Here is a 24,190-nt window from a genome sequence, read left to right on the forward strand (position 1 = left end):
GCATGAGCAGTCCAGAAGTACTCGACGTCGTGGGTGTCGGTTTCGGACCTGCGAATCTCGCGCTGGCGATCGCGATCGAGGAACACAACGAGACGTGCGCGGAGCACGAGCGCGTCCGGGCGGTGTTCGTGGAACGTCAGGAGAGCTTCGGGTGGCATCCCGGCATGCTGCTCGACGGCGCGACGATGCAGATCGCGTTCCCGAAGGACCTGGTCACGTTCCGCAATCCGCGGAGCGGGTTCACCTTCTTCAACTATCTGTACGAACGCGACCGGCTCGTGGACTTCGTCAATCACCAGACGTTCTTCCCGACGCGGCACGAGTTCCACGACTACCTGTCCTGGGCTGCCGACCGTGTCGACGCCGACGTCCGCTTCGGCACGTCGGTCACGGACATCAGGCAAGACGGCGACGTCCTGACCGTCCGGTGCGACGACGGCACAGTCGTGCGCACCCGCAACGTCTCCGTCGGCGCCGGGTTGACCCAGCGGGTCCCCGAGTGGGCATCGCTGTCCGCACGGTGCTTCCACAACCACGACTTCCTGCCACGTATGGCCGAGCTGCCGAAGCCGACCCACGGACGGTTCGTGGTGCTGGGCGCCGGCCAGTCGGCAGCCGAGGTGGTGCAGTACCTGCACGGTCACTACCCGCACGCCGAGGTCCACAGTGTCTTCACGCGGTACGGCTACAGCCCCGCCGACGACAGTCCCTACGCCAACCGCATCTTCGATCCGTCCGCGGTCGACGAACTGCACCGGGCACCGGCCCTCGAGCGGGAGCGGCTCATCGCGCTGCACCGCAGCACCAACTACTCGGTCGTCGACATCGAGCTGATCGAGGAGCTCTACCGCGCGGAGTACGCGGAGCGCGTCAGTGGTCACCGCCGGCTGTTCATGCGCCGCGCGTCCACCATCGACGGCGTGGTCGAGACGGCCGACGGCATCGAGGTGACCATCCGGGACAGCATCGACGGCATCGCCGACACCCTCGACTGCGACGCGCTCGTGCTCGCGACCGGCTTCCGGCCCGCGCCTCTGCGCCCGCTCCTCGGCGAACTGGCGCCCGAGGACGGCGGCCCCCGCGTCGTCACACGCGACTATCGCCTGCTGGCGACACCGGAGGCCGACACCGCCGGTGCACCCGGTGTCTACCTGCAGGGCGGCACCGAGACCACGCACGGCATCACGTCGTCGTTGCTCTCGAATGTCGCGATCAGATCCGGAGAAATCCTGAACTCCATCGTTGCGAGGCGTGCCGGTGGCGCGGTCCTTGCTAGGGTCGACACCGGTTCCACAGGCGCGGCGACCCGCGCCGAGACCGACAAGGCCCGCCGGGAACGCCCGGCATCGACGTTTGCAGTGAGCGAGGCAAGATGAGCACCAACCCGTTCGACGACGAAGACGGACGCTTCTACGTGTTGGTCAACGACGAGGATCAGCACTCGTTGTGGCCCACCTTCGCCGAGGTGCCCCAGGGATGGCGCGTCGTGTTCGGCGAGGAGAGCCGGGCAGCGTGCCTGGAGTACGTCGAGAAGAACTGGACCGACATGCGTCCCCGCAGTCTCCGCGAGGCCATGGAAGAGGACGCCGCGGGTCGTCACCGCGTCGAGAATCCCTCCTGATCTCTACTTCCAGCGCGCCGCGGACCGTCTCCGCGACCTGACCGGAAGCTTCGAGCGCACCGAGTCCGCGCGGCCCAGTCTCATGATGGGTCGACGCAGGGACTCGGTGCGTTCGACTATGCGGGGGCGGCGCAGTGTGCGCGCACCCCATTCGCCCAGCGTGACGCCGCCGGCCAGTGCGCCGCCCGTGCCCACCGCCGCCAGCAGTGCGCTGAGGCCCAGCAACGTCTGATCGTTGAGCAGGGCGAAAAGGCCGCGGTACACCGACAGACCCGGCAACAGCGGGGTGATACCGGCGACGGCGACGATCAGCGGCGGGATCAGGGCTCGGCGAGCCATGAGACCACCGGCGAAGCCGACCACCGTCGCGGCGATCGCGGACGAGAGCACCGGCCCGAAGCCGACCTGCTGCGCGATGAGGAACACCAGCGCACCGGCGAAACCCCCGGCGAACGCCGCCGTGAGACCTCGGCGCTCCGCGTAGCAGGCCAGTGCGTAGAAGAGGGCCGCGAAGGCTCCGGCCAGCACCTTGGTGGGCACCTGGGCGAGGTCCGGAGGCGCGACGTTGCTCATGACCGGCAGCTCGGCGCCCAGCAGCGCCGCCAGTCGCAGGGTCGTCGCCACGCCCGCGATGATGCCGCCCGTCATCATCAGCAGCTCGAAGAAGCGGGCCGCGGCGGTGATCGGGGCGCCCGTGATGGCGTCCTGCACCGAGCCGACCAGCGACAGCCCCGACAACAGCACTGTCACGCCGGCAGCGATGACCTGGGACGGCAGGATCGAGATGCCCAGTTGTTCCTGGAAGTTGTACAGCGTGATGGCGGGCGCCGACGCGATGAAACCGCCGACCACCTGCTGGAAGAAGAAGGGCAGACCGGCACGGTTCAGCACTCGGCCGACGCGGTCGATCACCATCGTCGACAGGAAGCTCACGGCGGCCACCAGCACACCGCCGCCGAGCAGGACGGAGATCGCCGCGGCCATGCCCGCCCACGCCAGGGTGGCGATCCACCGGTTGTAGGGGTGCGGTGCCCGGGTGACCTCCTTCAGCTCCGCCAACGCGACCGCCGGTGTCGGCACCTCCAGGCGGATCTTGCGGGCGAGAGCGTCCACGTCGGCCAGGCGCGTGAAGTCCATGGACCGGTAGTGCACGATGCGCATCGTGCTTGCCGGGGGGAGGGTCGGGCCGCGGTAGGCGCTGATGACGATCGAGTTGTAGGTGACGTCCACGTCGCACCGGGCCAGGCCGTACGTCGAGGCGATGAACTGCACCTGGTTGGCGGTGTCGATGGCACCGGTCCCGGCGGCGAGGGTCACCTCACCGACACGCACCGCGAGGTCGAGCACCTCCGACACGCTGGCGTCGTCGGTGAGGTCGATGGGCTGGAGCGGACTGGGTGCACCCGCCGGGGTGTCGACGATGGCGCGTCGCTCGCCTGTCATGCGTCGTAACGTCGACGCGAAGCCCTGCAGGTAGGTCATTCCTTCTCTCGGTCCGCTCTGGTGTCCGGTTGTCCCGACGAAGGTACCGGGTCCACCCGGGTGTTCCCTGACCGAGGCGGCTCACGCCCGCACACCGTTTTCGGCGTCCGGATGCGCCCACTCGTGGCACAGTGCTGGAACCACGTCGACCGTCGGGGGGCGACGACGTCCGACCCTGCAAGGACGGCCACACCGTGCGCGTGCTCCCCGGAATCTCGGCGGCCGACGTCGACTACGAGAGCGTCGTGGCGTACCACCGCCACGGCACCGCGATCCGGCGAGCGCCGTACCTCATAGCGTTCGCATGCGTCCTGCTTCTCGTGAAGACCGGTGCGGATCTGGCCACCGTCCGAGGCGACCGGTTCCGTCCGCCGATCCTTCTGGTGTGCGCAGCCGTCACCGCCGCTCTCGCGCTGTGGTGGGTCCGCGGACGAATGCCGCGCCGGTTCGGATCGGTCGCGTTCGTTGCGATCGCCGACATCGTCGTCCTGGTCCCTCTGGTGATGCTGCCGCCGTCGTCGGTGATCGTCGTCCAGAGCGTGCTGTTGCTCGCGGTGGGCAATTACGCGAGCGCATTCCACGGCCTGCGCGTGTACCTCGTGCACAGCATCCTCGTCCTCGGGGTGACGACGGCGCTGGTGCTGCGAGCGCTCGCCGTGGGGTCCGAGAGCCTGGTCGTCGTGGCCGCGACCGCAGTGGTCATCGCGTTCGTCGTGTACGGCGGATCCACGCTGAACCACGTCTTCTTCACGCAGCTCCGTGACGACGCGGTGCGGGCCTATCACGATCAGCTCACCGGGCTGCGTAATCGTCTGGGCCTGCTCGTCGACGTGGAGAAGCAGATCCATGACGCCGCCGGCACGCCGGTCACGGTGTCGATCCTGTGCATCGATCTCGACGCGTTCAAGTCGATCAACGATCGGCACGGCCATGCGGCCGGCGACGAGGTGCTCAGACGCGCGGCCGGTCGGATCGCCGCGGTCGCCGGGGACGCCGTCAGTGCGCGGACGGGCGGGGAGGAGTTCGCCCTCGTGGTCGTCGGTGCGGGTGACCCCGGGCCACTGATGGCGAGCGCCCTTCTCGACGCCATTCACCGCCCCGACGATCCCACCCCCGTCACTGCGTCCATCGGTGTGGCCACCGTTCCCCTGCCGGACGGCCGCGTCGATACTCAGGACCTTCTGGACACGGTTCTCGCCTCTGCTGATCGAGCCATGTACGAGGCGAAACGGTGCGGTGGGCATCGCGCAGCAGTCGCGACGGGCGACGACGCGCACTGCCTCTGACGACCGGAAACCGTCGTCGACCTCGTTCGGTCGGTCTTTTTCGGGCTCTGTTCCCGCAATGACCGTGTCGACCGGGGATCGTGTGCCTACCATTGTGGCCGACGACGGTGTGGGGACCACCGTCGACACTGTTGTCCGTTTCGATGCAAGGCTGGCTCGAGTGCGTGTTCTCCGCGAATGGTGGTCGTCCGACATCGACTACGCGTGGGTCGCCAATTACCACCGGACCCACGCCTACCTGAGGTCGGCGCCGTACTTCATCAGCGCGGCCTGCTTCCTGCTCGCAGTGAAGACGGTCGCGGATCTGGTCACAGCTCGTGACGCCGGACTCGGCGCATCCGGGTGGGTGTTCGCCGTGGCCACCGTCGTCTCCATCGCGCTCGGTCTGATGTGGGGTCGCGGCCACTTCCTGTCCCGGACGTGGTCGCTGCGCTTCGTCATCATCGGCGACGTCATCATCGCCGCGGTGCTGTTCGCGTTACCGCCGTCCCAGATCGTCGTCATCTCCGCCGCGCTGTTGGTGACGGTGGGGAACTACGCCAATGCGTTCCACGGCGTGCGCGTCTTCGTCTGCCACGAGGCCTGGGCCATCGGCGTCGCCGGGCTGCTGTTCCTCCGACTGGTGACCACCACGTCGGTGGAGGTGTCCGCTGCCGTGTCGACCCTGGTCACCGTCCTCGTGGTCCTCTTCGCCGCGTCGTCGCTCAATCACCTGTTCTTCACCGCACTGCGTGACGACGCGGCGCGCGCGTTCTACGACCAGCTGACCGGTCTACGGAACAGACGCGGATTGCTCGTCGACGTCGAATCGATGCTCCGCAGCGCGCGACTCGCACCCGCCGACGGCGCCACCGTCGTGTCCGCCGTCTGCCTCGATCTCGACGCCTTCAAGTCCGTCAACGACCGCTTCGGCCACACCATCGGCGACGACGTCCTCCGCAGCGCCGCCGCCCGGATCGGTCGGGTGTCCTTCGACGCCGTCTCCGCGCGCATCGGCGGCGAGGAGTTCCTGGTCGTCGTCGCCGGCGACGAGTCGAGGGGACCGGCGGTCGCCCGCGCGTTGCTGCACGCCATCCATCGAGACGACGACGCGACACCGATCTCCGCATCCATCGGGGTGGCCTCCCTGCCCCTGTCGCAGGCCCGCGGCGACACCGCCGTGATGCTCAACAGCCTGCTCGATCGCGCCGACGCCGCCATGTACCAGGCGAAGCGACAGGGCGGGAACAGGGTCAGCGTCGCCGACCCCGGAACCGACGGGGTGGGCGGGCGCCGGCAGGAGGGGCTCTCGTTATGATGGTGCCGCTCGGTTCGCCGGGCACGCCTCCTTAGCTCAGTGGTAGAGCACTCGCCTTGTAAGCGAAAGGTCGTCAGTTCAATCCTGACAGGAGGCTCTCGATATGCCTCTGACCAGCACGAATGCTCCGAAAGAGCCTGATCTCACCTCTCGTTTCACGACTTCCCCCGGTACTTCCGTGCAGGTCCGCCACGGGGCAGGTGCGTCCGGTCACTGCGAGAACTAGTCGATTTCTGCTCGATGACGAGTTGCCACAACTCATCCATAACTTGTTCACTGGACTCGGGTGGACGTGAGTGGCTGTGGGTGGGCTCGAGCGCCGAAGTGTCCACTACAGCCTATAAACCTTGGCGGACTCCAGTGGACGCATTCCACCCGCTTCACGCTGTGTCTGCGGATGGCGTGGACGAATGCGGACCGGGGTGGACCAACGATCTCTCGCTTACTGGTGAAGCAGGAGCCGGCATCAACAGCGCTGATCGCAGGGTCATGGGCTCCGCAACGCAATTCGTGGAACCGGCGTTGTCGCCGCGGTGTAACAGAACCACCCGGCGCAGATTGTGGTGGAGTGAGCGTCAGACGGCGACCGCCAAACGGTGCCACATCCACGCCGAGCGAGGACGTCGTTGTGATCGATCCGTAGCCCTTCGACCACGATGTGGTCGAAGGGCTGATGGAGCGATTCGGTGGCCCGCGATGTCAGCTGCCGTTTCTGCCCATTTTCGTTCTCGCAGAGTCCCGGTGCCGCCGGCAGGCTGTTGTCTGAACCTGCTGAGTGTTGTGTCGATCTAGTCTCGTGTCATGGGAACGTCGTTGACGTCGAACGCTTCGTCCGGTGATCTCACACGACCAATGAACCACGCGCGGTACCGATCTCGCAGGTCCTCCATCGATGTTCGTCCGAGGTGACAACGAGGCATCGCTGAGATGGGCGGCAGCCACGCCACCAGGGGGTGTTCACCACCTCGGCGTCAAGCGCCGCGGCGTACCACCGCTTCGAAGGTCGGTGTGTGTTCTCAGTCAGCGGGGCTTGTGTTGGTAACCCATCTCGGCGATGGGGGGATCGTCGCCGAATCTGCTGAAGTTGCCTACCCAGGTGCGGTCGAGTCGGTACCGAACGACGGGGCGAGCGGCCATCAGCGCCTTGGTGCCCACCTTCACCATCGGCGTGACCGGCACGGAGGGTTTGTCGAAGCCGAGGAGTTCGCGTACTCGGGGTTCGAGACTGCCGATGAGCATGTCGCGGACCGGTCGCCGCATCGGCGCGGGAACGTAGGCACTGATGCCTTTCAGCTGACCTCCGAACACCTCGGTGGCCGCGACCGACGGTGCGAAGAGGCGTTCCTCGTAGTCGTCGATCCATGCCAGGAAGTCGTCGCGCGTCTGCGGCATGTCGCGCAGGCGCATACCGTTGCCAACTCCCAGCCAGAAGTTGAATCGAGCTTCGTTCTCGCGGTCGGAGAACCATCGGTGTCCGAGGTACCGGGCGAATCGTTCCTGATCGAAGATCAACATCCCGAGCACGTGGATCTGACCCTCGTTGGACACCTTCCCGATCTGCCCGTGAATTTGCTGGATGCGGTCGAACACCGCCTGCGCTTCGGGACTGCGATGTCCCCGTCTCATGAACTCCCCGAAAAAGGTCAGGGTGTCGAGGTCGCGCTTCGCCGACTTCACAATTTGATCGCCGGTCCCGTTGCGCCAAGCGCGGTCGGCAGTCGCCGGGTTACCCAGGGTTCGAGCGAAACCAGACGCGTACCCCATGTACGCGAACAGCGGCGGAGTGAGCACCTCCATGCTGAGATGGGTGATCTCCACGTCGTCCTCGACCGGATCGAGGGAGTCGATCATGCGGTGCACCTCCGCCCCGGACACGCGTCGTGACTCCCAGTAACGGGCCAGAGGGTAGCGGGCTTTGGTCAGGCTCATCAGCGTTGTCCTTCCGTTCGAGCCGGCGTCGAAGCCAGCCCCGCCAGCACGATCTGTCTGGCCTGTTCGAGGCACTGCTCGACATCCGCGGCAGTGAGGGTTGCTCCGGTCGGGCCCAGCACGAGCCCGGCGACACCGTTCCAGGCGCCGAAGAGGAAGTGCGCCATCAAGCGCGCATCCAGAGTGCGAATCTCCCCGGCATCGACACACGCCTGGATCGCTGATTCGAACAGCGACAGCAACGCCGAGATGGTGCGCGACGCGGATTCCTGCAGCGCCTGCGACTCGGGGCCGGCGGACTCGGTCGCGAGGTAGCGAAGGAATGCCGGGTTGTCGAGGAGGAACCGCATGTAGGCCGGGCCGGCGGCGGCGAACTGCTCGTAGGGTGACTGTCCGGGCTCGAGAGCGGCGGTGAGCTGGTCGATCGCCCGAGTCGCGATGCGCTCACCCACGGCCGCGATCACGCCGTCCTTGTTCTCGAAATGCACGTACACGGCGCCCACCGACATGTCGGCGCCGTCGGCGATGTCCTCGATCCGTACCGCCGCGAACGGGCCGTTCGCGAGCAGTTCCTCGGCCGCGTCGATCAACTTCGCACGCGTTCGCATGCGGCGTCGCTCACCACGCTGTGCAGCGTCCGTCACCATATTTGAAGTATCATTCATAATATGAACCAGTGTCAAAACAACGCTTAGTCACGTAACGTTCGCCGCATGACCTCTTCAGAACAGCGTGTCCGTGACTACGACGTCATCGTCTACGGAGCCAGCGGCTTCGTCGGGTCACTTGTCGCCGAACACCTATCGGTGGCCGGGCCCGCAGATACACGGATCGCCCTGGCCGGGCGATCGCAGAGCAAGTTGGTGGCCGTTCGTTCTACTCTTGGTGCTACTGCTGCCGACTGGCCGATCTTGGTTGCAGAGGCGGACGATTCGGCTGCCCTCGACGCTCTCGCCGCACAGGCGCATGTGGTGATCACCACTGTCGGTCCTTACGCGAAGTACGGCAAGGCGCTGGCCCATGCCTGTGCCGCGGCGGGGACGGATTATGTCGACCTGACCGGTGAAGTGCTGTTCGCGCGCGAGAGCGCCGACGAAAACGACGAACTGGCCCGGTTCACCGGCGCCCGGATCGTTCATTCGTGTGGCTTCGATTCGATCCCGTCGGACATCGGTGTATACGCGTTGTACGAGAAGGTCAACGCTGACGGCGCCGGTGAACTCACCGACACCACTCTCGTGCTCACGTCGATGAGGGGGGGTATGAGCGGCGGCACCATCGACTCGTTCCGCACGCAGATCGATGACATGGCTGGTAACGAGAAAGCCCGCTCGGTCGTTCTGAGTCCGTACTCCTTGAGTCCTGACCGCTCGATCGAACCCGATCTCGGTCGGCAGAACGACGCGCCGATCGTGAAGGGGGCGAGTATTCATCCGTCATTGAAGGGTTACAAGGCGCCCTTCATCATGGCTCCCTACAACTCTCGTGTCGTTCGGCGCTCGAACGCGCTTCTCGGCTACGCGTACGGGAAGACGTTCAAGTACAGCGAGGTGATGAGCGTTGGATCCTCGCCGCTGTCGCGAATTATGGCGGGGGGGATCGCGGTGGGATTGGGGGCCGTTTTCGCGGGTTTGGCCTTCAAGCCGACACGGTTCGTTCTCGACAAGTTGTTGCCGAAGCCGGGTCAGGGGCCGAGCGAAAAGACCCAGCGAAAGGGCCATTTCACGATAGACATCTACACCACCACCACGTCCGGCGAGCATTACGTCTCACGGGTCAAGGCGAAGGGTGACCCGGGATACAAGGCGACGGCCGTCATGCTCGGCGAGTCCGCTCTCGCTCTCGCTCTGAATCGCGACGAGCTCCCCGGCATCGGCGGAGGAGTGCTCACTCCCGCAACGGGAATCGGCGACGCGCTCGTCACCCGACTGCGGGCGGCAGGCGTGGAAGTGAGCGCACGAAAACTCTAGCGATCTTCGAGGCACTGCTTTCCGAGTACGCGACCGGCCTCAGCGCATCCGCCGACAGCTCGATCAGGCCGCTCACTGCCGAGCGTCACTCGATCGACGATGCGAGCGCGTCGGCATTGATCGCACCCGCGGCCGGCCGACCGGCCAGTGCTGCGATGACGGACTGTGCGGCGGCGGTACCCGCATCGGTGCGCGCCTCGCGGGTCTGACCGGCCAGGTGTGAGGTGGCGACGACCCTGGGTATGGCCAGGAGCGGGTTGTCCGGGTCGGGCGGTTCGGTGGCGAAGACGTCGAGGGCCGCCCCCGCGATGGTGTGGCCCCGGAGCGCGTCGACGAGGGCGTTCTCGTCGACCATCGATCCGCGGGCGGTGTTGACGAGGTAGGCGGTGGATTTCATCTCGGCCAGTGCCGCGGCGTCGATGACGGGTGCGCCGCCGGCGCGGGCGTGAAGGCTGACGAAGTCGGACTCCCGAAGCAGGGTGGTCTTGTCGACGTAGGTGACGTCGAGCTCGGGGTCGGGGTGACCGGTGGAGATCAGAACAGTCATGCCGAACGCGTGAGCGAGGTCTGCGACGGCCCGTCCGCTGGGCCCGAGACCGATGATGCCGAGTGTCGCGCCCCGTAGCTGCCGGGTGTCGTGGCGTGGCCACTCTCCGCGCCGCACGCCGTCGGTGGTCTCGCCGATGCGCCTCGCGCACATCAGAAGTAGAGCGATGGTCATCTCGGCCACCGCGTGGCGGTTGGCCCCGGGAGTGTTGCAGACGAGAACCCCGTTCCGGGTAGCGGCCTCGATGTCGATGGAGTCGTATCCGACTCCGCTGCGGGCGATCACCCGCAGGGTCGGAGACTTGTCGAGCATGGCAGCAGTGACGGGTTCGCTGGCGAGGATGGCGGCGTCACACGCGGCGAGAAGCGCGGCCATCTCACCGTCGGGGCGGGGTCCGGTCGCGGGGGAGTGGACGCTCTCGTGACCGTGCGCGCGGAGCATGGTGTCGACGTCGTCGCCGGGGCGGAGATAGTCGGTGGTGATGAGGACGGTGGTCATGAGTGTCGTCTCCTTTTGTGTCGGACCGCAGCGGTACGTCGTGAGCACCCGTCCGACGGGACGGGTGCTGACGACGTTTCGTCGGTGGTGCAGGTGGATGCGGATCAGGCCGTGGTGTGTGCGCCTGTCATCTCACGCTGGTCGGTCGAGATTACCGGGTGGTCACCATCGACATCGTCCTTCCCAGCGAGGACGTCACGGGCACGGTCTCCGTCGAAGTCGTTCTCCCACTTGCCGATGACGATGGCGGCCATGGCGTTGCCGAGGACGTTGATGAACACGCGGCCCTCGTTGAGGATGCGATCGATACCCACGATGAGTGCCAGAGCGGCCAGTGGGATGTGTCCGACAGCCGTGATGGTGCTGGCGAGCACGATGAAGGCACCTCCGGCGATACCGGCAGTGCCCTTGCTCGTCAGCATCATGATGCCGACCATGATCAGCTGCTGCTGCCAGGACAGGTCGACGCCGACTGCCTGGGCGAGGAAGAGAGACGCCATCGTCAGGTAGACGGCCGACCCGTCGAGGTTGAACGAGAACCCCGAGGGGATGACGATGCCGACGACCGGCTTTCCGACGCCCAGATGTTCGAGCTTCTTGATCAGTTGCGGCAGAATTGCTTCGCTCGAGCACGTGCTCAGTGCGACGAGAAGCTCGGCTTTGAGGTACTTCATCAGTGGCCACAGCCGCAGCCCGCAAGCCCTGGCGATGCCGCCGAGAATGACGATGACGTAGACGATGCAGGTGGCGGTGAAGAGCAGGATGAGGTACCCGAGCTGCTGGAGCGTGGATGCGCCGTAATTGGCGACGACAGCTGCGAGAGCACCGAAGGTGCCGATGGGGGCCAACCGCATGACCCAGGCAACGATCTTGAACACGACGGTCGAGAGAGAATTGATGGCGCGGGTGATCGGGACGCCGGCTTCGCCGCTGACGTTCAGGGCTGCGCCGAACACGATCGACACGAGCAATGCGGAGAGGATCGTGTGTCCGGTGATCGCCCCGAAGAGAGATTCGGGGATGATGTTGCTGATGAACTCTACGGCCGACACCGAGCCGGTGGCCGATTCCGGTACCGCGGAGGGGTCGAGGGCGGACGGGTCGATGTTCATACCGTCGCCGGGTCGGAAGACGTTGGCGACAACGAGCCCGAAAAGCATCGAAAGAAGTGACAGCACAAGGAAGTAGCCGATGGCCTTGACGCCGATGCGTCCGGCCTTGCGGAGGTTGTCCATCGACGCGATGCTCAGCGAGACGACGCAGAAGACCACCGGGACGACGATCATCTTGACCAGCGAGATGAACCAGTCGTTGAGCGGGCTCAGCGCGGATCCGACGTCCGGGAGCAGGATGCCGACGGCGATGCCGGCGATTGCTCCGATGACGACCTGGAACCAGAGTTCTCGGATCAGGCGGCCGAATCGGGACCGTTTCGGTGGGGGAGTGAGGGAATCGACATGGGGGTGGACGGGGGTGGATGCCATGATGGTCGTGCTCCTCGAGTCAGGAGTAGCGAAAGATCCGGTCCGGCGCTTGCCGGGCCGTGGTGTGAGCCGGGCGACCGCGATACGCGTTCGCGCAGCACCGGACAGGGCCACGCCGGATGGTCGGCATCAGGTGTGGCCCTGTCGATCGGTGGAGCAGGTGGAGCTGGAGAACGTGCGGAATGCGGGTCAGTGCAGTTCGCGCAGCACCTTGTAGAAGGCGGCTTTCTCCTCGAACCCGATGCCGGGGCTCTCGGTGAGTCCCACCTGGCTCCGTTCGACGACGGCGCCGTCGGCGAATCCGCCGGTGGGTTGGAACTCGCCGGGGTAGGACTCGTTGCCGCCCAGCTTGAGTGCGGCGGCGATGTGCAGGGAGAACTGGTGACCGCCGTGCGGGATGCACTGGCGGGAGGACCAGCCGTGGTCCTTCAGCATCGACTGGATGCGCAGGTACTCGGTCAGGCCGTAGCTCAGTGCGGGGTCGACCTGGATGATGTCGCGGTCCGGACGCATGCCGGCGTACCGCACGAGGTTTCGGGCGTCCTGGAGCGAGAAGAGGTTCTCGCCGGTGGCGATGCGACCCGAGTAGTTCTCGGACAGAACGGCATTGAGTCGGTAGTCGAGGGGGTCGCCGACCTCTTCGTACCAGAAGAGGCCGTAGGGCTCGATGGCCTTGCCGTACTCGAGGGCGGTCGCCAGGTCGAAACGACCGTTGACGTCGACTGCGAGACGTGAACCGTCACCGTCGAGCACCTCGAGGACTGCCTCGATGCGGCGCAGGTCCTCGGCGAGGTCGGCGCCGCCGATCTTCATCTTGACCACGTGGTAACCCTGGTCGAGGAATCCGCGCATCTCGTCCTGTAGATCCGCGAGTGTCTTTCCGGGGGCGTAGTAGCCACCGGCGGCGTAGACGAACACGGAGTCGTCGGGTGCACCGTCACCGTGCTTGTCGGAGAGCCAGCGGTAGAGCGGCTTCTCGGCGATCTTCGACGCGAGGTCGAACAGCGCCATGTCCACCACACCGACAGCGACCGATCGCTCGCCGTGTCCGCCCGGCTTCTCGTTGCTCATCATGGCGTCCCACGCGATGGTGGGATCGAGTTCGCCCTCTGCGTCGAGGAGCGAGTCCGGCGTCGCGTCGAGCAGGCGCGGGATGATGCGGCGCCGCAGGATCTCGCCGGCGCTGTAGCGGCCGTTGGAGTTGAAGCCGTACCCGACGACGGGCTCGCCGTCGCGCACCACGTCACTCACGATGGCGACGATGGAGCAGTCCATCTTGCTGAAATCGATCCAGGCATTGCGGATGGAGGAGCTGATCGGAACGGTGCCCTCGTGGACGGAGGTGATCTTCATGCTGGGGCCTCTCTTGCATCTTGTAAGTCTTATAAGATGTTTCCAAGCTATACTCGCCGTGACCGAGAGCACAACCCCCTGTCGAGAGGCGGACCATCGTGGCCGTTGCGCAGAATGTCTTCTCCAGCAAGGGAGACGTCGCCTACGCCCAGCTCCGCAGCTGGATCCTGCTGGGAACACTGCCCGCGGGCTCGCGTCTGGCGCAGTACGAACTGGCCGATCGTCTGCAGATGAGCATCACCCCTCTACGGGAGGCGGTGCGGCGCCTGAGCAGTGAGGGGCTGATCGAACTCGACAGTCACAAGAACGTGCGCATCGCACCGATGTCGGCCACTCAGGCGCGGCAGCTCTTCGAGGTGCGTCTGTCGCTCGACCCCACCGCTGTGGAACTGGCTGCACAGCGGCGCACCGAACGGGACATCGTCGACATGCGGGCCGCGGCGTCTCGACTGGTCCCGGTGACTCAGAAGTGGGGGGAGGAGGGGCTGATCGCGCACCGCGAGTTCCACCGCACCCTGTACCTCGCGTCCCACAACGACGTACTCATTCACCTGCTGGAAGACCTATGGGACAAGTCCGACAGGTATCGGCGGGTGGGCCTGGAACTGCCGCCGGGCGCGGAACCCCGCACCATCGATCTCGACGAGCACTTCCAGATCCTCGAACTCGTCGTCTCGGGTGACAGCCACGCGGCGGGAGAGCTGACACGCAAGCACATTCTGAACAGCCTCACCGCCGCAGCGATCGACGCGCTCGAAGGTGACGAGCTCACCCACCATCAGGACTCTGCCTGACGCCTCCGTCAGCGACTCCCACACACCGAAAGGTACGCACCCCATGGGTTCCACTCATCGCATCGCCGTCATTCCCGGAGACGGAATCGGCAAGGAAGTAGTACCCGAGGGCATCAAGGTCCTCGAGGCAGCCGCGAAGGCATTCGACTTCACCCTCGACCACGAACAGTTCGACTACGCCAGTGCCGACTACTACACACGGCACGGAAAGATGATGCCCGACGGCTGGTTCGACGAACTCGTCGGATTCGACTCGATCTTCTTCGGTGCTGTCGGATGGCCCGACACCGTCCCCGATCACGTCTCCCTGTGGGGCAGCCTGCTGCAGTTCCGCCGGCACTTCGACCAGTACGTCAGTCTCCGCCCGGTCAAGCTGCTTCCGGGTGTCACCAGTCCGCTGGCCGGGCGCGAACCCGGTGACATCGACTTCTACGTCGTACGGGAGAACACGGAGGGCGAGTACTCGAGCGTCGGTGGCACGATCTTCGAGGGCACCGACAGGGAGACCGTTCTCCAGGAGACGGTCATGACCCGTGTGGGCGTCGACCGAATTCTGAAGTACGCCTTCGAACTGGCCCGGACCCGCCCGAAGAAGCACCTGACCTCCGCCACCAAGAGCAACGGGATCTCGATCTCGATGCCGTACTGGGACAAGCGGGTCGAGGCCATGGCCGCTCACTACGACGATGTGCGCGTGGACAAGTACCACATCGACATTCTCACCGCGAACTTCGTGCTCCACCCGGACTGGTTCGACGTCGTGGTCGGGAGCAACCTGTTCGGCGACATCCTCTCCGACCTCGGACCAGCGTGCACCGGCACCATCGGAATCGCGCCCAGCGGAAACATCAACCCGGAGCGGCGATTCCCCAGTCTGTTCGAGCCTGTGCACGGCTCCGCTCCCGACATCGCCGGCCGTGGCATCGCCAATCCGATCGGTCAGATCTGGAGTGCGTCGATGATGCTCGAACACCTCGGTGAGAAGGATGCTGCCGCAGCGATTCTCACCGCCGTCGAAGAGGTCCTCGCACGCGGAGGCGACTCCCTCACACCCGACATGGGTGGCACCTCCACGTCCGCGAGTCTCGGAGACGCGATCGTGGCTCGTCTGGGCTGAGCCGGGGGCGGGAACCCCGTCACACCAGTCGTTCGGGAGTCATCTTCTGGTCACCGACGACGTTCAACAGCTGCAGTTTGCTGTGGCTCTCGGTGCCCGGTCGAGTCGCCAGCACCACGAGGGTCTGGGCGCGATTTTCCGTGAACAGAACTTGTCCGTCGACATCGATGGCGCCGAGTTCCGGGTGAACGACGGTCTTGCAGTCGTCGTATCGCTGGGCCACTTCGTGCAGCTCCCACATGCGCACGAATTCCGCGCTGTCGCGTCGCAGTGCTGCGAGGATCTCAGCCGCTCGGCGGACGTCGCTACCGGCGTTCAGGGTGACGCGCAGGCGCGCAGCGTGCGCTCGTCCGTGCTGTTCATGCAACTCCTCCGGAAAGCGGAGTCGTTCGGATGGGTCCGTGAACCATCGGTAGTAGCCGCTGCGGGCCAGGCCGGTATGCCGGGTCTGATCGCCCAGGAGGGCGATGGCCAACGGGTTCATCGCGAGCGTGTCCAGGAGGTCGGTCTGCACGAGGGCCGGGGTGTCGTGCAGACGGTCGAGCACGGTGAGCAGGGTCGGACTCACGTGCTCGTCCCACTGGAACCGGGCCGGTGCGTTGTGGCCGATCAGCACGAACAGGTGGTCTCGCTCGTCGAGTGTCAGTCGGAGGGCCCGCGCCAGCGCCGTCGTGATGTCGACGGACGGCCGGGGTGCACGTTGTTGTTCCAGCCGCGCGTAGTAGTCGGTGGACATTCCGGCGAGCTGAGCGACTTCCTCGCGCCGCAGCCCGCTCGTCCGTCTGCGTGGTCCACTGATCAGCCCCACGTCACGCGGTTGCATGGCCTCGCGCCGATGACGCAAGAACTCCGCGAGTTCCATCTTCTCCATACCTGGATCCTCGTCCGTCGCCGACGTTTCATCCAGGGACCGGCGGTCCCTGGACAGATCTTCTCTGCCGACATCGTCCGCGACGTCCTACGTTCGTCGATGCGGGTCACCGACCGACCGCACGACGAGTGGAGACATACAGAATGAAGTCGACTGGCAACACCATCTTGATCACCGGCGGTACCTCCGGCATCGGCCTGGGTCTGGCCGAACGCTTTCACGAGGCGGGCAACACGGTCATCGTCGCGGGGCGTCGGGTGGACCTGCTCGATCGCATCACTGCCGAGCATCCGGGGATGGAGTCGCTGGTACTCGACGTGGCGGACCCCGACTCGATCTCCCGAGCGAAGGACATCGTCCGTACGAGTCATCCCGATATGAACGTCCTGATCAACAATGCGGGAATCATGCTGCGGGAGAACATCCTCGACACCGGCGACCTCGGTGTGGCGGAAAGTCATGTCGAGACCAACCTGCTGGGTACGATCCGGATGACCTACGTGTTCCTGCCGTTGTTGAAGGATCGGGACGACGCGAGCCTGATCAACGTCACGTCGTCGCTGGCGTTCGTCCCCTACCCCGTCACCCCGACGTACAGCGCGACGAAGGCTGCGCTGCACTCTTTCACCGAGACTCTGCGCATCCAGCTGGCGGAGGCGGGGTCGGCGCTGAAGGTAGTCGAAGTGGTCCCGCCGGGCGTGCGAACCACCTTGTTGGGTCAACAGGACGACGACCACGCGATGCCGTTGGACGAGTTCCTCAGCGAAACGATGGAGCTCCTGCGGAACGACCCGAATGCCGACGAGGTGGTAGTCCAGCGTGCCCGCGTCCTCAGGAACGCCGTGTCCGACGGTTCCTACAACGATATTCTCGCCATGATGAGCAGTCGGTAGCCCCTGATCGGCGAATCGCCAGCGTCAGCTGTTGTCGGGTGATGTCATCGAGTTTGCGACCTCTCGTCGTGGACGACTACGGTATCCGCCACCGGAAGGCGGTGCATGTCGAGGTCATTTATCGGTTCGCTCGGATCTGCGGTACCGAATGAAATACCGAACAGAAGTTTCATGTCGTCCGACACGTCCAGTACGGCTCGCACATCGTCCGCGTACATTCCCAACATCGTCTGGGGAATTCCGGCGTATCCCCGCGACTCCAGCGACAGCAAGAAGGTCTGGGCGCACATTCCTATGTCGCCGGCGGTGCGCACCCCGTCGCCGATCATCGGCATGAACAAAAACGCCACGTGAGGTGCACCGTAGAAGCGGAGGTTCTCGCGCTGCAACTCCAATCGACGCTCGGCATCGGCGCGTTCGATACCCAGTGCGCCGTAAAGAGTTGCGCCATGGGCACCGGCACGATCCGAGTACCGGCCGTCCCCGTACCCGAGTGTGAAGTCGGGTGATTGCCTACCTGCCTCGAACTGCGCCAACATGCGCTCACTGATGACACGCCGTTTCGGATCGGATACGACGTGCACTGTCCATGGCTGAGTGTTGCTGTTGGAAGGTGACGTCTGTGCGTCCTCGAGGATGTCGGTGATGTCCGCCATCGGTAGGGGCGTGGGCAGGAATGCTCGGGTCGAAGGGCGCGCGCGAAGCAGATCGGAGATAGTCATGGTCGGGCTCCCTTTCTGTGAAAACGGTGGAAGATGTCGACGTGAGAACGGCACGACCTGGTCGACGAGTGCGTCGTCACCTCCTCGATGATCCGACCTTCACATCAGTGTGAAGGCAAAAGAACGTCGTACACGTCACATCGAGAGTCTGTTGTGGTCATGGCCGACAACTGCGCTCGAGAACCGCCCCGGGTTCACCGGGGCTGTGTGATCAGGTATTCGCGGCGTTCGAGGGCTCGTCGGCGCGGCTGGTGGTGGCTTTGTCGAGTGCGTCGAGGTAGTCGCTGATCGCGTCGCGGTTGTGGGTGAGGAAGTCGATTTTCTGGTTCATGCGATCGCGCTCGGCTGCCAGTTTCGAATGCAGACTCGGATCGGCGTTCTCCACGACGATCGTCTGCGGCTTGCCTAGGCACGGCAGGATGTCGGCGACGATGCGGGTGGGAATGCCCGCATCGATGAGCCCGCGAATCTTGTGGACCCGGTCCACGAGGTACTCGTCGTAGACTCGGTACCCGTTGTCGAGCCTGCGCGGGCTGATGAGCCCTTGCTCCTCGTAGTAGCGGAGCATGCGCGCCGCAATTCCGGTCCTCGTAGCCAACTCGCCGATCCGCATGATGCCCCTCACCTCGACTATTTGACCTTCACACTAATGGCAAGGTTCATGATGGGGGAACACACCATCTCGGAGGGGACCAGTTCATGAAGATCGGCATCATCGGAGCAGGCTCGATCGGCTCTACCATCGCCCGGCGGCTGAGCCGACGAGGCCATGACGTGAAGATCGCGAACTCCCGCGGCCCCGAGACCATCGACGCCGCGGCGCTGAGTACCGGCGCCGACCCCGTCACCGCCGCCGACGCTGCACACGACGTCGACGTGCTCATCGTGTCGGTACCGATGAACCGCAACTCCGACATCGCGGCTCACGTGAAGGCGGCTCCCGAGGGCGCACTCGTCATCGACACGTCCAACTATTACCCGGTGCGTGATGGCGCGATGCAGGCCTTCGACGACGGGCAGCCCGAAAGCGTATGGCTATCCGAACTCTTCGGTCGACCTGTCGCCAAGGCGTGGAATGCGATCACCTCGCAGTCCCTCGATGACAAGGCTACCGAGCCCGGTGATCCGCATCGCGTGGCGATCCCGGTGGCGGCCGACGACGATGCCCACCGAGCTCTCGCGATGTCGCTGGTCGAGGAGACCGGTTTCGACGCGGTCGACGCCGGAGTCCTCGCCGATTCCTGGCGCCAGCAGCCCGGGTCGCCCGTGTACTGCACCGACCGCACCCGTGAGGACATGCCGCACTGGCTGGCGGCGGCCGAGAAGGAGCGCGTTCCGCAGCGTCGCGACCTCGTCATGACATGTATCGGCGACTACATCGAGGCAGGCGGCACTGTCGACGGGAGATTCTTCGTCGCGATCAACCGCGCCTGCTACAGCTGACAGGCCCCGTGACCGCGCCGAGCATTCTTTCACCGGAGCAGAAGCTTCTTCTGGACCTTTCCCATGGAATTTCGGGGCAAGTCGTCGACGAAGCGGATCTCTCTCGGCCGCTTGTGATTGGACAGTTCCGTGGCCACGTGGTCGATGAGTTGTCTCGCAGTGTCGTTCGTAACGTCACCTTCGGAAACGACGAAGGCCACGATTCGTTGCCCGAGGTCGTCGTCGGCTTCACCGACCACAGCGACCTCCGCCACCGACGGGTGACCGAGCAGGCAGGACTCGATCTCCCCGGCACCGATGCGGTACCCGCCCGACTTGATCAGGTCGGTCGACTCGCGGCCGACGATTCGATGGAGCCCGTCAGCGTCCACTGTGGCAACGTCACCGGTCACGAACCACCCGTCCTCCGTCCACTCGCCCGGTATTCCGCCCACGTATCCGTCGAAGAGTGTGGCTCCCTGGACGTGCAGTCGGCCGACGGTGGTGCCGTCTGCTGCCACTCGGTCTCCGGCCGGGTCGACGATCCGGGTGCGCAGGCCCCGTAAAGGCCGGCCGACCGTACCGGCGATGCGGTCCGGGTCGTCTGCGCGGGTCGAGAGGGTGATCAGGGTTTCGCTCATTCCGTACCGCTCGACAGGTCGATGCCCGGTGAGTTCGTGCAGTTGCGTGAAAACCTGCGACGGCAATGCGGCGCTGCCCGAGACCAGTAGTCGAGCGTCGCCGAGTCGCCGCGCGGCAGCGGGATCTGCCACGACGCGCGTCCACACCGTCGGCACCCCGAAGTACATCGATGCGCTTGCATCCGCGTACGCGTCGGGGGTGGGGCGGCCGGTGTGAATCACCGGGCTGCCCACGCGCAACGGCCCGAGCAGACCGAGGATGAGACCGTGCACGTGGTACAGCGGCAGCCCGTGGGCGACCACATCGTCGGCTGTCCAGGCCCAGGCTTCGGCCAGACCGTCGAGGCACGCCGCCAGGGCAGGCATGTTCAGTTGCACTCCCTTGGGTGGACCTGTGGTACCCGAGGTGTAGAGGACCATGGCGGACTTGTCGCCCGTCCGGGCGGTCAACGGTTCGCCGGTGCGGCTGCCGTCGATTCCGATGTGGGGTAGCAACGGGTCGCCCGGCTCTCCGAACCACGCTTCGGCGCCGGAGTCGGACACGATGTGCGCACATTCCGAAGGACCGGAGTCCGGAGGCACCGGAACGACCGACACCCCGGCCCGGAGTGCGGCGACGACGGCCACGACCGTCTCGACGGTGGGGGTCGCCCGCACGGCCACGCTGGTCACCCCGGCCAACCCGGGTGTGGAGGCGTCAGCTGCCGAGCGAAGCTCGCTCCAGCCGAGGGACGCTCCGCCGATGGTCACCGCGGTCCGGTCGTCCGTGGCGGTTTCCACGGCAGAGAGAAGGTGCGGCCCTGCCTCGGTCACGATTTTTCGGCCTCGGCTGTGTACACACGCATCAACCACCCTTCCGGGTCGGCGCCCTCTGCGGTCACCACTCGGGTGTCGATGAGCCACGTCCCGTTCGATTGCTTGCGCAGCACGTCCTCCCAGTTGCCCCAGTGGTCGGGAGACGCCTCGTCGGTGATGGTGAAGAAGGTCGTGATCGTGTGCGCGGTGTCATCGTCGACGAACTCGATGTCGATGGTCGTGGCGTGATGCCGGATGTATGCGGCTTCTTCCCCTCGTACGACGTTGTGGATCTCGTCCCGTCCCCACGTCGTGCCGTCCTGCAACGAGAAGGTGCCGGACGGTGTGAACAGTGTTCCGATGAGCGCGAAGTCCGCCTCCTCGCGCGCCAGGTGGGCGTAACGATGGAGAACCGCGGTGATCATTGCTCGGTCGTCGGCGCGGGCGACGAGGTGACTTTCGTGGGTCATGAACGTGTCTCCTTCGAGGTGGTCGTGGACGATTCCGGGATCTGTGAGTGGTCCGACTCGTACGGAATCGAGGATGTGGTGCGTGTCGTCAGGTGCTCGCGGAGAACCGAGCGGTCGAACTCCGGCCGCTCCAGCATCGACTTGCCGAAGTCGTTGTCGAGGTCACGGAGCACCGTGTGTAGGTGGTTTCCGTTGTTCACCGAGTTCACTGCCTCGATGAGGAATCGGGGCGTCTGGATGCGGAAGTAGTGGGCCTGCCCGCGGACTGTCGCACCGGCCCACGCGAAATGGACGTCGTCGGTGGCCAGATTCTTCAGCCAGTTCTCCGAGGCCGGTCGGAACTCCTCGGGCAGTCGGTCGAGATAACACGACAGCAGCGACCGCAGGATGTCGCGCTGTGCGGAATTCATCTCGGTCTCGCAGAGCCCTCGCGGCCGAGCACGTTCGAACTTCGTCGCCTCGCGATCGGCATCGGTGATCCGATACTGCAGCATGCCCAGGTCGTAGAGGTCGCCGTACTCCACCTCCCCGATGTGCGGTACCTGCCGAGTCACGAAGTCGGCCGGCGCGACCGGATGAATGATCGCCGTGGATCGCTGTGCGTCGTTCAGTTCCCCCAGAAGGTCGAATGCCAGGCCCTCGTCGTCGCGCAGCGGATGCAGAACACCGTCGTACAGGACAGGTTGGGCTCCGAGCGCCATCGGTGTGGCGATCACCCAGCGCTCACGAACGACTGTGATGTTCACGCACACATGGTGGCCCAGGAACCGGAGACTCCAGGTGTCCTCGAAACCGGGCCGGCCGAAGATCGTGAGGAAGTACGAGTCCGGTGTTCGCCAGGCCTGTAATGCAGGCCCCAGCAATTCTTGCTCGAAATCACGGAGGACCGTCTCGAGCTGAGTGATCGCGAGAACCTTGGTGAAAGCGCGCAGCGGCAGACACATCCGCACCAGGTCCCACGCCAGCACCTTCTGGTGGCGATCGAGCAGGTGTAACGAGACGCCCGTCCGATCCGGCTTGGGGATGATGTCCCAGTCCGTTCGGCGCGGATCTTCGAAGTCGGGAATTACTGCAGCACTGCGCTGTTCGGCGGTAAATGTATCCAAGAGGCCGATCGCGGTGAACACCAGTCGCGACGCGGTGAGTGGAGCCTCGAACGCGTTCGGGTACTCGTCGGGCATGTTCTACTCCTGTGCGGTCAGGCCTGTTCGGCGCGGGCGTGTCGTCACACCGAGCTGGAGTGCGCCGAACTGACGGAAGAAGCCCGGCTCGTACTCCGGCGGGGTCGCGACCTCGACGTGTACCAGTCGGTCGAGGAGGACGTCGAGAGCTGTGGGGATCTCGAGTTGGGCGAGGGGCGCGCCGACGCAGCGGTGAATGCCGGCGCCGAACGTGAGATTCTCGTGCGCGTTCGATCGGGAGATGTCGAAGACATCAGGTGAGTCGAACACTCGCGGGTCGCGGTTGGCCGAGGTGATGCACAACGCCAGTGATGTTCCCTCAGACAGTACGACACCATGCAGTTCGGTGTCCGCGGTCAGTACTCGCGCGGTCGAGATCACTGCGGGGTCGTATCGCAAGATCTCATGGCTCGCACCGGCCAGCAACGACCTGTCCTCGCGGAGACTCTGCCAGTGGTCACCCTGCGTGAGCAGGGTGTGCACACCGATGCTCAAGGCGCTGGACGTCGTCTCGTGTCCTGCGAGAATCACCGTCTGTACCGTCGCCCAGAGCTCGTCGTGGGTGAGGCCCTCGCGATCCGCAGCGTCGATGAGGTCCGAGAGTGTGTCGTCCTCCAGCGGGGTCGATCGGCGTTCCGCAATCTTCCTCTCCACATACTCACGGAAGAGCGCGTTGACTTCGTCCGCCCTGTCGATGTCGTCCCACGCGATGGGCAGCGTGTGGGGTGACCACTCGCCGATCATCTCCTCGTCCTCTTCGGGCAGACGGAGAAGCCCCATGATGATCTTCACAGGGAGCCGAAATCCGAATTCGTGCGCGAAGTTCACCACCCCGTCCTCGGGGAACCGATCGACGAGATCGTGTGCTTGTCGACGTATCGTCGGCTCGAGCCGACGAGCAAGTCGCGCGTCGAAGTGGCGCACGGCGCGCCGCATCGCGGTGTGGCGCGGAGGGTCCTGCACGAGCAGGGCGTTCGCCTGCCAGTCGTGCAGCGGGCCGCTCATGCAGCCGAAGGACTCGACGAAACCGGTACCGATGTTCCGGTAGCCGGCCTGGTCGATGTAGGCGGTACGCACGTCGCCGTACCGGAGGAGGTGTACGCGTCGGAACTGATCCACCACCATCGGGACGTCGGCTTCCCGATGCTCCGCCAGGGCGCCGTGCAATCGGCCGTCGAGCAGGCGTTCGTCGAAGAAGTCGATCTCGGTCAGCTTGTCCAGTGGGTCGATCGAGGTGGTCATGGTGCTCCTGAGGTCCGGCGAGCGTGAAGGGTGTTGCGACAGTGCAGAACTGGAGCTCAGCTGGACCGGTCGGCGACGCTCTGTTCGGTGAACTTCGCCTCGACGTTCATGGTCTCGGAGATTTCGGACACCAGGATCTGCTCCACCTCGCCACCGAACATCGGTATCGGCACCTCGATATCGAAGTGGACGGTCAGACTGCTTCCTTCGCCGGTATCTTCGAGTGCCATGCGCCCCTTGATCGCGCCAGGGCCGCTCATCTTGACGTCGGACTCACCCATGAATCCCGACTCGCTCGGGCGCCAACTCTCGGTGCGCGTGATCGTGGGCTCGCCCCGTACGAATCCCCGGACCTTCTTGGGCAGTTTGTCGCGCGACATCGCGGTGCGGACGGACACCTCGAGCTTGTCGTCGGACACGTCGTGCGACAGGATTTCTCTTGCGGTGGCGTCGAGGATCTGAAGCCTCTCCTCGACGAAGCTCTTGTCACAGAACAGCTGGTACACCTCGCGAGCGGGTCGAGAGAAGGAATGTTCGATATCGAGTTCGGACGGCATGGCGTCTCCTTATTATCT

23 protein-coding genes and 1 tRNA gene are annotated in these 24,190 nt (G+C 65.1%); 10 read left to right on the forward strand and 14 right to left on the reverse strand.

Going from position 1 to position 24,190, the window contains the following annotated elements; genetic code table 11:
• The first annotated feature begins 2 nt into the window (after window positions 1-2).
• Both QRN16_RS19960 and QRN16_RS19965 read left to right on the forward strand, forming a co-directional pair.
• Window positions 3-1,376, forward strand: a complete 1,374-nt coding sequence (locus QRN16_RS19960) for a lysine N(6)-hydroxylase/L-ornithine N(5)-oxygenase family protein (protein WP_222633547.1) — start codon at window positions 3-5, stop codon at window positions 1,374-1,376.
• Window positions 1,373-1,621, forward strand: a complete 249-nt coding sequence (locus QRN16_RS19965; protein ID WP_027506921.1) for an MbtH family protein — start codon at window positions 1,373-1,375, stop codon at window positions 1,619-1,621. Before QRN16_RS19960 ends, QRN16_RS19965 begins: the two co-directional genes overlap by 4 nt.
• A gap of 3 nt (window positions 1,622-1,624) precedes the next feature.
• Here QRN16_RS19965 and QRN16_RS19970 read toward each other — a convergent pair whose 3' ends face one another.
• A complete protein-coding gene (locus QRN16_RS19970) occupies window positions 1,625-3,094 on the reverse strand; it encodes a threonine/serine exporter family protein (RefSeq protein WP_373425300.1) in 1,470 nt (489 codons plus the stop codon).
• A gap of 203 nt (window positions 3,095-3,297) precedes the next feature.
• Between QRN16_RS19970 and QRN16_RS19975 the strand changes: the two genes are divergently transcribed.
• The 3 genes from QRN16_RS19975 (at window position 3,298) to QRN16_RS19985 (ending at window position 5,783) form a co-directional block, all read left to right on the forward strand.
• Window positions 3,298-4,389: a GGDEF domain-containing protein gene (locus QRN16_RS19975; RefSeq protein ID WP_285189394.1), complete on the forward strand. Its 1,092-nt coding sequence runs from the start codon at window positions 3,298-3,300 to the stop codon at window positions 4,387-4,389.
• A gap of 160 nt (window positions 4,390-4,549) precedes the next feature.
• Window positions 4,550-5,686, forward strand: a complete 1,137-nt coding sequence (locus tag QRN16_RS19980) for a GGDEF domain-containing protein (RefSeq protein ID WP_285189396.1) — start codon at window positions 4,550-4,552, stop codon at window positions 5,684-5,686.
• 25 nt (window positions 5,687-5,711) lie between these two features.
• Window positions 5,712-5,783: transfer RNA gene (locus tag QRN16_RS19985), tRNA-Thr, on the forward strand.
• Between the two features lie 923 nt (window positions 5,784-6,706).
• Here the strand turns inward: QRN16_RS19985 and QRN16_RS19990 are convergent.
• Window positions 6,707-7,615: an oxygenase MpaB family protein gene (locus QRN16_RS19990; protein ID WP_056443073.1), complete on the reverse strand. Its 909-nt coding sequence runs from the start codon at window positions 7,613-7,615 to the stop codon at window positions 6,707-6,709.
• Entirely contained in the window at window positions 7,615-8,223 is a 609-nt protein-coding gene (locus QRN16_RS19995) for a TetR/AcrR family transcriptional regulator (protein WP_056443070.1), read from the reverse strand. The genes QRN16_RS19990 and QRN16_RS19995 overlap by 1 nt, the downstream gene beginning before the upstream one ends.
• A 105-nt stretch (window positions 8,224-8,328) precedes the next feature.
• Between QRN16_RS19995 and QRN16_RS20000 the strand changes: the two genes are divergently transcribed.
• A complete protein-coding gene (locus QRN16_RS20000) occupies window positions 8,329-9,585 on the forward strand; it encodes a saccharopine dehydrogenase family protein (RefSeq protein WP_285189400.1) in 1,257 nt (418 codons plus the stop codon).
• An 85-nt stretch (window positions 9,586-9,670) separates the two neighbouring features.
• Here the strand turns inward: QRN16_RS20000 and QRN16_RS20005 are convergent, their stop codons facing one another.
• The 3 genes from QRN16_RS20005 to QRN16_RS20015 all read right to left on the reverse strand — a co-directional run bounded on the left by QRN16_RS20005 (window position 9,671) and on the right by QRN16_RS20015 (window position 13,467).
• A complete protein-coding gene (locus tag QRN16_RS20005) occupies window positions 9,671-10,630 on the reverse strand; it encodes a phosphoglycerate dehydrogenase (RefSeq protein ID WP_056443065.1) in 960 nt (319 codons plus the stop codon).
• Between the two features lie 104 nt (window positions 10,631-10,734).
• A complete protein-coding gene (locus QRN16_RS20010; protein ID WP_082544380.1) occupies window positions 10,735-12,114 on the reverse strand; it encodes a cation:dicarboxylate symporter family transporter in 1,380 nt (459 codons plus the stop codon).
• Window positions 12,115-12,303: 189 nt separating this feature from the next.
• Window positions 12,304-13,467 (reverse strand): mandelate racemase/muconate lactonizing enzyme family protein, encoded by a 1,164-nt coding sequence (locus QRN16_RS20015; protein ID WP_285189404.1) that lies wholly within the window; start codon window positions 13,465-13,467, stop codon window positions 12,304-12,306.
• A gap of 98 nt (window positions 13,468-13,565) precedes the next feature.
• Here QRN16_RS20015 and QRN16_RS20020 point away from each other — a divergent pair, with 98 nt between their 5' ends.
• Both QRN16_RS20020 and QRN16_RS20025 read left to right on the forward strand, forming a co-directional pair.
• The gene (locus QRN16_RS20020; protein ID WP_056443060.1) at window positions 13,566-14,261 is read left to right on the forward strand and encodes a GntR family transcriptional regulator; all 696 of its coding nucleotides are present in this window, start codon (window positions 13,566-13,568) and stop codon (window positions 14,259-14,261) included.
• Between the two features lie 43 nt (window positions 14,262-14,304).
• Entirely contained in the window at window positions 14,305-15,378 is a 1,074-nt protein-coding gene (locus tag QRN16_RS20025) for a tartrate dehydrogenase (protein ID WP_056443057.1), read from the forward strand.
• Between the two features lie 19 nt (window positions 15,379-15,397).
• On the opposite strand, the gene QRN16_RS20030 is transcribed toward QRN16_RS20025, so the two are convergent.
• Window positions 15,398-16,249: a helix-turn-helix transcriptional regulator gene (locus tag QRN16_RS20030; RefSeq protein WP_285189407.1), complete on the reverse strand. Its 852-nt coding sequence runs from the start codon at window positions 16,247-16,249 to the stop codon at window positions 15,398-15,400.
• Between the two features lie 143 nt (window positions 16,250-16,392).
• On the opposite strand from QRN16_RS20030, the gene QRN16_RS20035 reads away from it, so the two are divergent.
• Window positions 16,393-17,142: an SDR family oxidoreductase gene (locus QRN16_RS20035; RefSeq protein ID WP_285189408.1), complete on the forward strand. Its 750-nt coding sequence runs from the start codon at window positions 16,393-16,395 to the stop codon at window positions 17,140-17,142.
• A 44-nt stretch (window positions 17,143-17,186) separates the two neighbouring features.
• On the opposite strand, the gene QRN16_RS20040 is transcribed toward QRN16_RS20035, so the two are convergent.
• Both QRN16_RS20040 and QRN16_RS20045 read right to left on the reverse strand, forming a co-directional pair.
• The gene (locus tag QRN16_RS20040; RefSeq protein ID WP_285189411.1) at window positions 17,187-17,864 is read right to left on the reverse strand and encodes a nitroreductase; all 678 of its coding nucleotides are present in this window, start codon (window positions 17,862-17,864) and stop codon (window positions 17,187-17,189) included.
• A gap of 211 nt (window positions 17,865-18,075) precedes the next feature.
• Window positions 18,076-18,477, reverse strand: a complete 402-nt coding sequence (locus QRN16_RS20045; RefSeq protein WP_285189413.1) for a MerR family transcriptional regulator — start codon at window positions 18,475-18,477, stop codon at window positions 18,076-18,078.
• An 86-nt stretch (window positions 18,478-18,563) separates the two neighbouring features.
• Between QRN16_RS20045 and QRN16_RS20050 the strand changes: the two genes are divergently transcribed.
• Window positions 18,564-19,307 carry an NADPH-dependent F420 reductase gene (locus tag QRN16_RS20050; protein ID WP_285189415.1) on the forward strand — a complete coding sequence of 248 codons (744 nt, stop codon included), beginning with the start codon at window positions 18,564-18,566 and terminating at the stop codon, window positions 19,305-19,307.
• 29 nt (window positions 19,308-19,336) lie between these two features.
• Here QRN16_RS20050 and QRN16_RS20055 read toward each other — a convergent pair whose 3' ends face one another.
• Genes QRN16_RS20055 through QRN16_RS20075 form a run of 5 tightly spaced genes read right to left on the reverse strand, consistent with a single transcriptional unit; the run spans window position 19,337 to window position 24,172 of the window.
• Entirely contained in the window at window positions 19,337-20,707 is a 1,371-nt protein-coding gene (locus QRN16_RS20055; protein WP_285189417.1) for an AMP-binding protein, read from the reverse strand.
• Window positions 20,708-20,736: 29 nt separating this feature from the next.
• The gene (locus tag QRN16_RS20060) at window positions 20,737-21,192 is read right to left on the reverse strand and encodes a nuclear transport factor 2 family protein (protein ID WP_285189419.1); all 456 of its coding nucleotides are present in this window, start codon (window positions 21,190-21,192) and stop codon (window positions 20,737-20,739) included.
• Window positions 21,189-22,373: a DUF3500 domain-containing protein gene (locus tag QRN16_RS20065; protein WP_285189422.1), complete on the reverse strand. Its 1,185-nt coding sequence runs from the start codon at window positions 22,371-22,373 to the stop codon at window positions 21,189-21,191. Before QRN16_RS20065 ends, QRN16_RS20060 begins: the two co-directional genes overlap by 4 nt.
• A gap of 3 nt (window positions 22,374-22,376) precedes the next feature.
• The gene (locus QRN16_RS20070; protein WP_285189424.1) at window positions 22,377-23,615 is read right to left on the reverse strand and encodes a cytochrome P450; all 1,239 of its coding nucleotides are present in this window, start codon (window positions 23,613-23,615) and stop codon (window positions 22,377-22,379) included.
• Window positions 23,616-23,671: 56 nt separating this feature from the next.
• Window positions 23,672-24,172 carry a DUF2505 domain-containing protein gene (locus QRN16_RS20075; RefSeq protein ID WP_082544379.1) on the reverse strand — a complete coding sequence of 167 codons (501 nt, stop codon included), beginning with the start codon at window positions 24,170-24,172 and terminating at the stop codon, window positions 23,672-23,674.
• Window positions 24,173-24,190 lie beyond the last annotated feature (18 nt).

The organism is Rhodococcus sp. MEB041 (assembly GCF_030208955.1).
Classification (GTDB): domain Bacteria; phylum Actinomycetota; class Actinomycetes; order Mycobacteriales; family Mycobacteriaceae; genus Rhodococcoides.

What these genes read in the sequence shown, in the direction of transcription:
- QRN16_RS19960 (WP_222633547.1), top strand. Translation starts at nt 3, where the DNA reads ATGAGCAGTCCAGAAGTACTCGACGTCGTGGGTGTCGGTTTCGGACCT.
- QRN16_RS19965 (WP_027506921.1), top strand. Translation starts at nt 1,373, where the DNA reads ATGAGCACCAACCCGTTCGACGACGAAGACGGACGCTTCTACGTGTTG.
- QRN16_RS19990 (WP_056443073.1), bottom strand. Translation starts at nt 7,615, where the DNA reads ATGAGCCTGACCAAAGCCCGCTACCCTCTGGCCCGTTACTGGGAGTCA.
- QRN16_RS19995 (WP_056443070.1), bottom strand. Translation starts at nt 8,223, where the DNA reads ATGCGAACGCGTGCGAAGTTGATCGACGCGGCCGAGGAACTGCTCGCG.
- QRN16_RS20000 (WP_285189400.1), top strand. Translation starts at nt 8,329, where the DNA reads ATGACCTCTTCAGAACAGCGTGTCCGTGACTACGACGTCATCGTCTAC.
- QRN16_RS20005 (WP_056443065.1), bottom strand. Translation starts at nt 10,630, where the DNA reads ATGACCACCGTCCTCATCACCACCGACTATCTCCGCCCCGGCGACGAC.
- QRN16_RS20010 (WP_082544380.1), bottom strand. Translation starts at nt 12,114, where the DNA reads ATGGCATCCACCCCCGTCCACCCCCATGTCGATTCCCTCACTCCCCCA.
- QRN16_RS20015 (WP_285189404.1), bottom strand. Translation starts at nt 13,467, where the DNA reads ATGAAGATCACCTCCGTCCACGAGGGCACCGTTCCGATCAGCTCCTCC.
- QRN16_RS20025 (WP_056443057.1), top strand. Translation starts at nt 14,305, where the DNA reads ATGGGTTCCACTCATCGCATCGCCGTCATTCCCGGAGACGGAATCGGC.
- QRN16_RS20030 (WP_285189407.1), bottom strand. Translation starts at nt 16,249, where the DNA reads ATGGAGAAGATGGAACTCGCGGAGTTCTTGCGTCATCGGCGCGAGGCC.
- QRN16_RS20035 (WP_285189408.1), top strand. Translation starts at nt 16,393, where the DNA reads ATGAAGTCGACTGGCAACACCATCTTGATCACCGGCGGTACCTCCGGC.
- QRN16_RS20040 (WP_285189411.1), bottom strand. Translation starts at nt 17,864, where the DNA reads ATGACTATCTCCGATCTGCTTCGCGCGCGCCCTTCGACCCGAGCATTC.
- QRN16_RS20045 (WP_285189413.1), bottom strand. Translation starts at nt 18,477, where the DNA reads ATGCGGATCGGCGAGTTGGCTACGAGGACCGGAATTGCGGCGCGCATG.
- QRN16_RS20050 (WP_285189415.1), top strand. Translation starts at nt 18,564, where the DNA reads ATGAAGATCGGCATCATCGGAGCAGGCTCGATCGGCTCTACCATCGCC.
- QRN16_RS20060 (WP_285189419.1), bottom strand. Translation starts at nt 21,192, where the DNA reads ATGACCCACGAAAGTCACCTCGTCGCCCGCGCCGACGACCGAGCAATG.
- QRN16_RS20065 (WP_285189422.1), bottom strand. Translation starts at nt 22,373, where the DNA reads ATGCCCGACGAGTACCCGAACGCGTTCGAGGCTCCACTCACCGCGTCG.
- QRN16_RS20070 (WP_285189424.1), bottom strand. Translation starts at nt 23,615, where the DNA reads ATGACCACCTCGATCGACCCACTGGACAAGCTGACCGAGATCGACTTC.
- QRN16_RS20075 (WP_082544379.1), bottom strand. Translation starts at nt 24,172, where the DNA reads ATGCCGTCCGAACTCGATATCGAACATTCCTTCTCTCGACCCGCTCGC.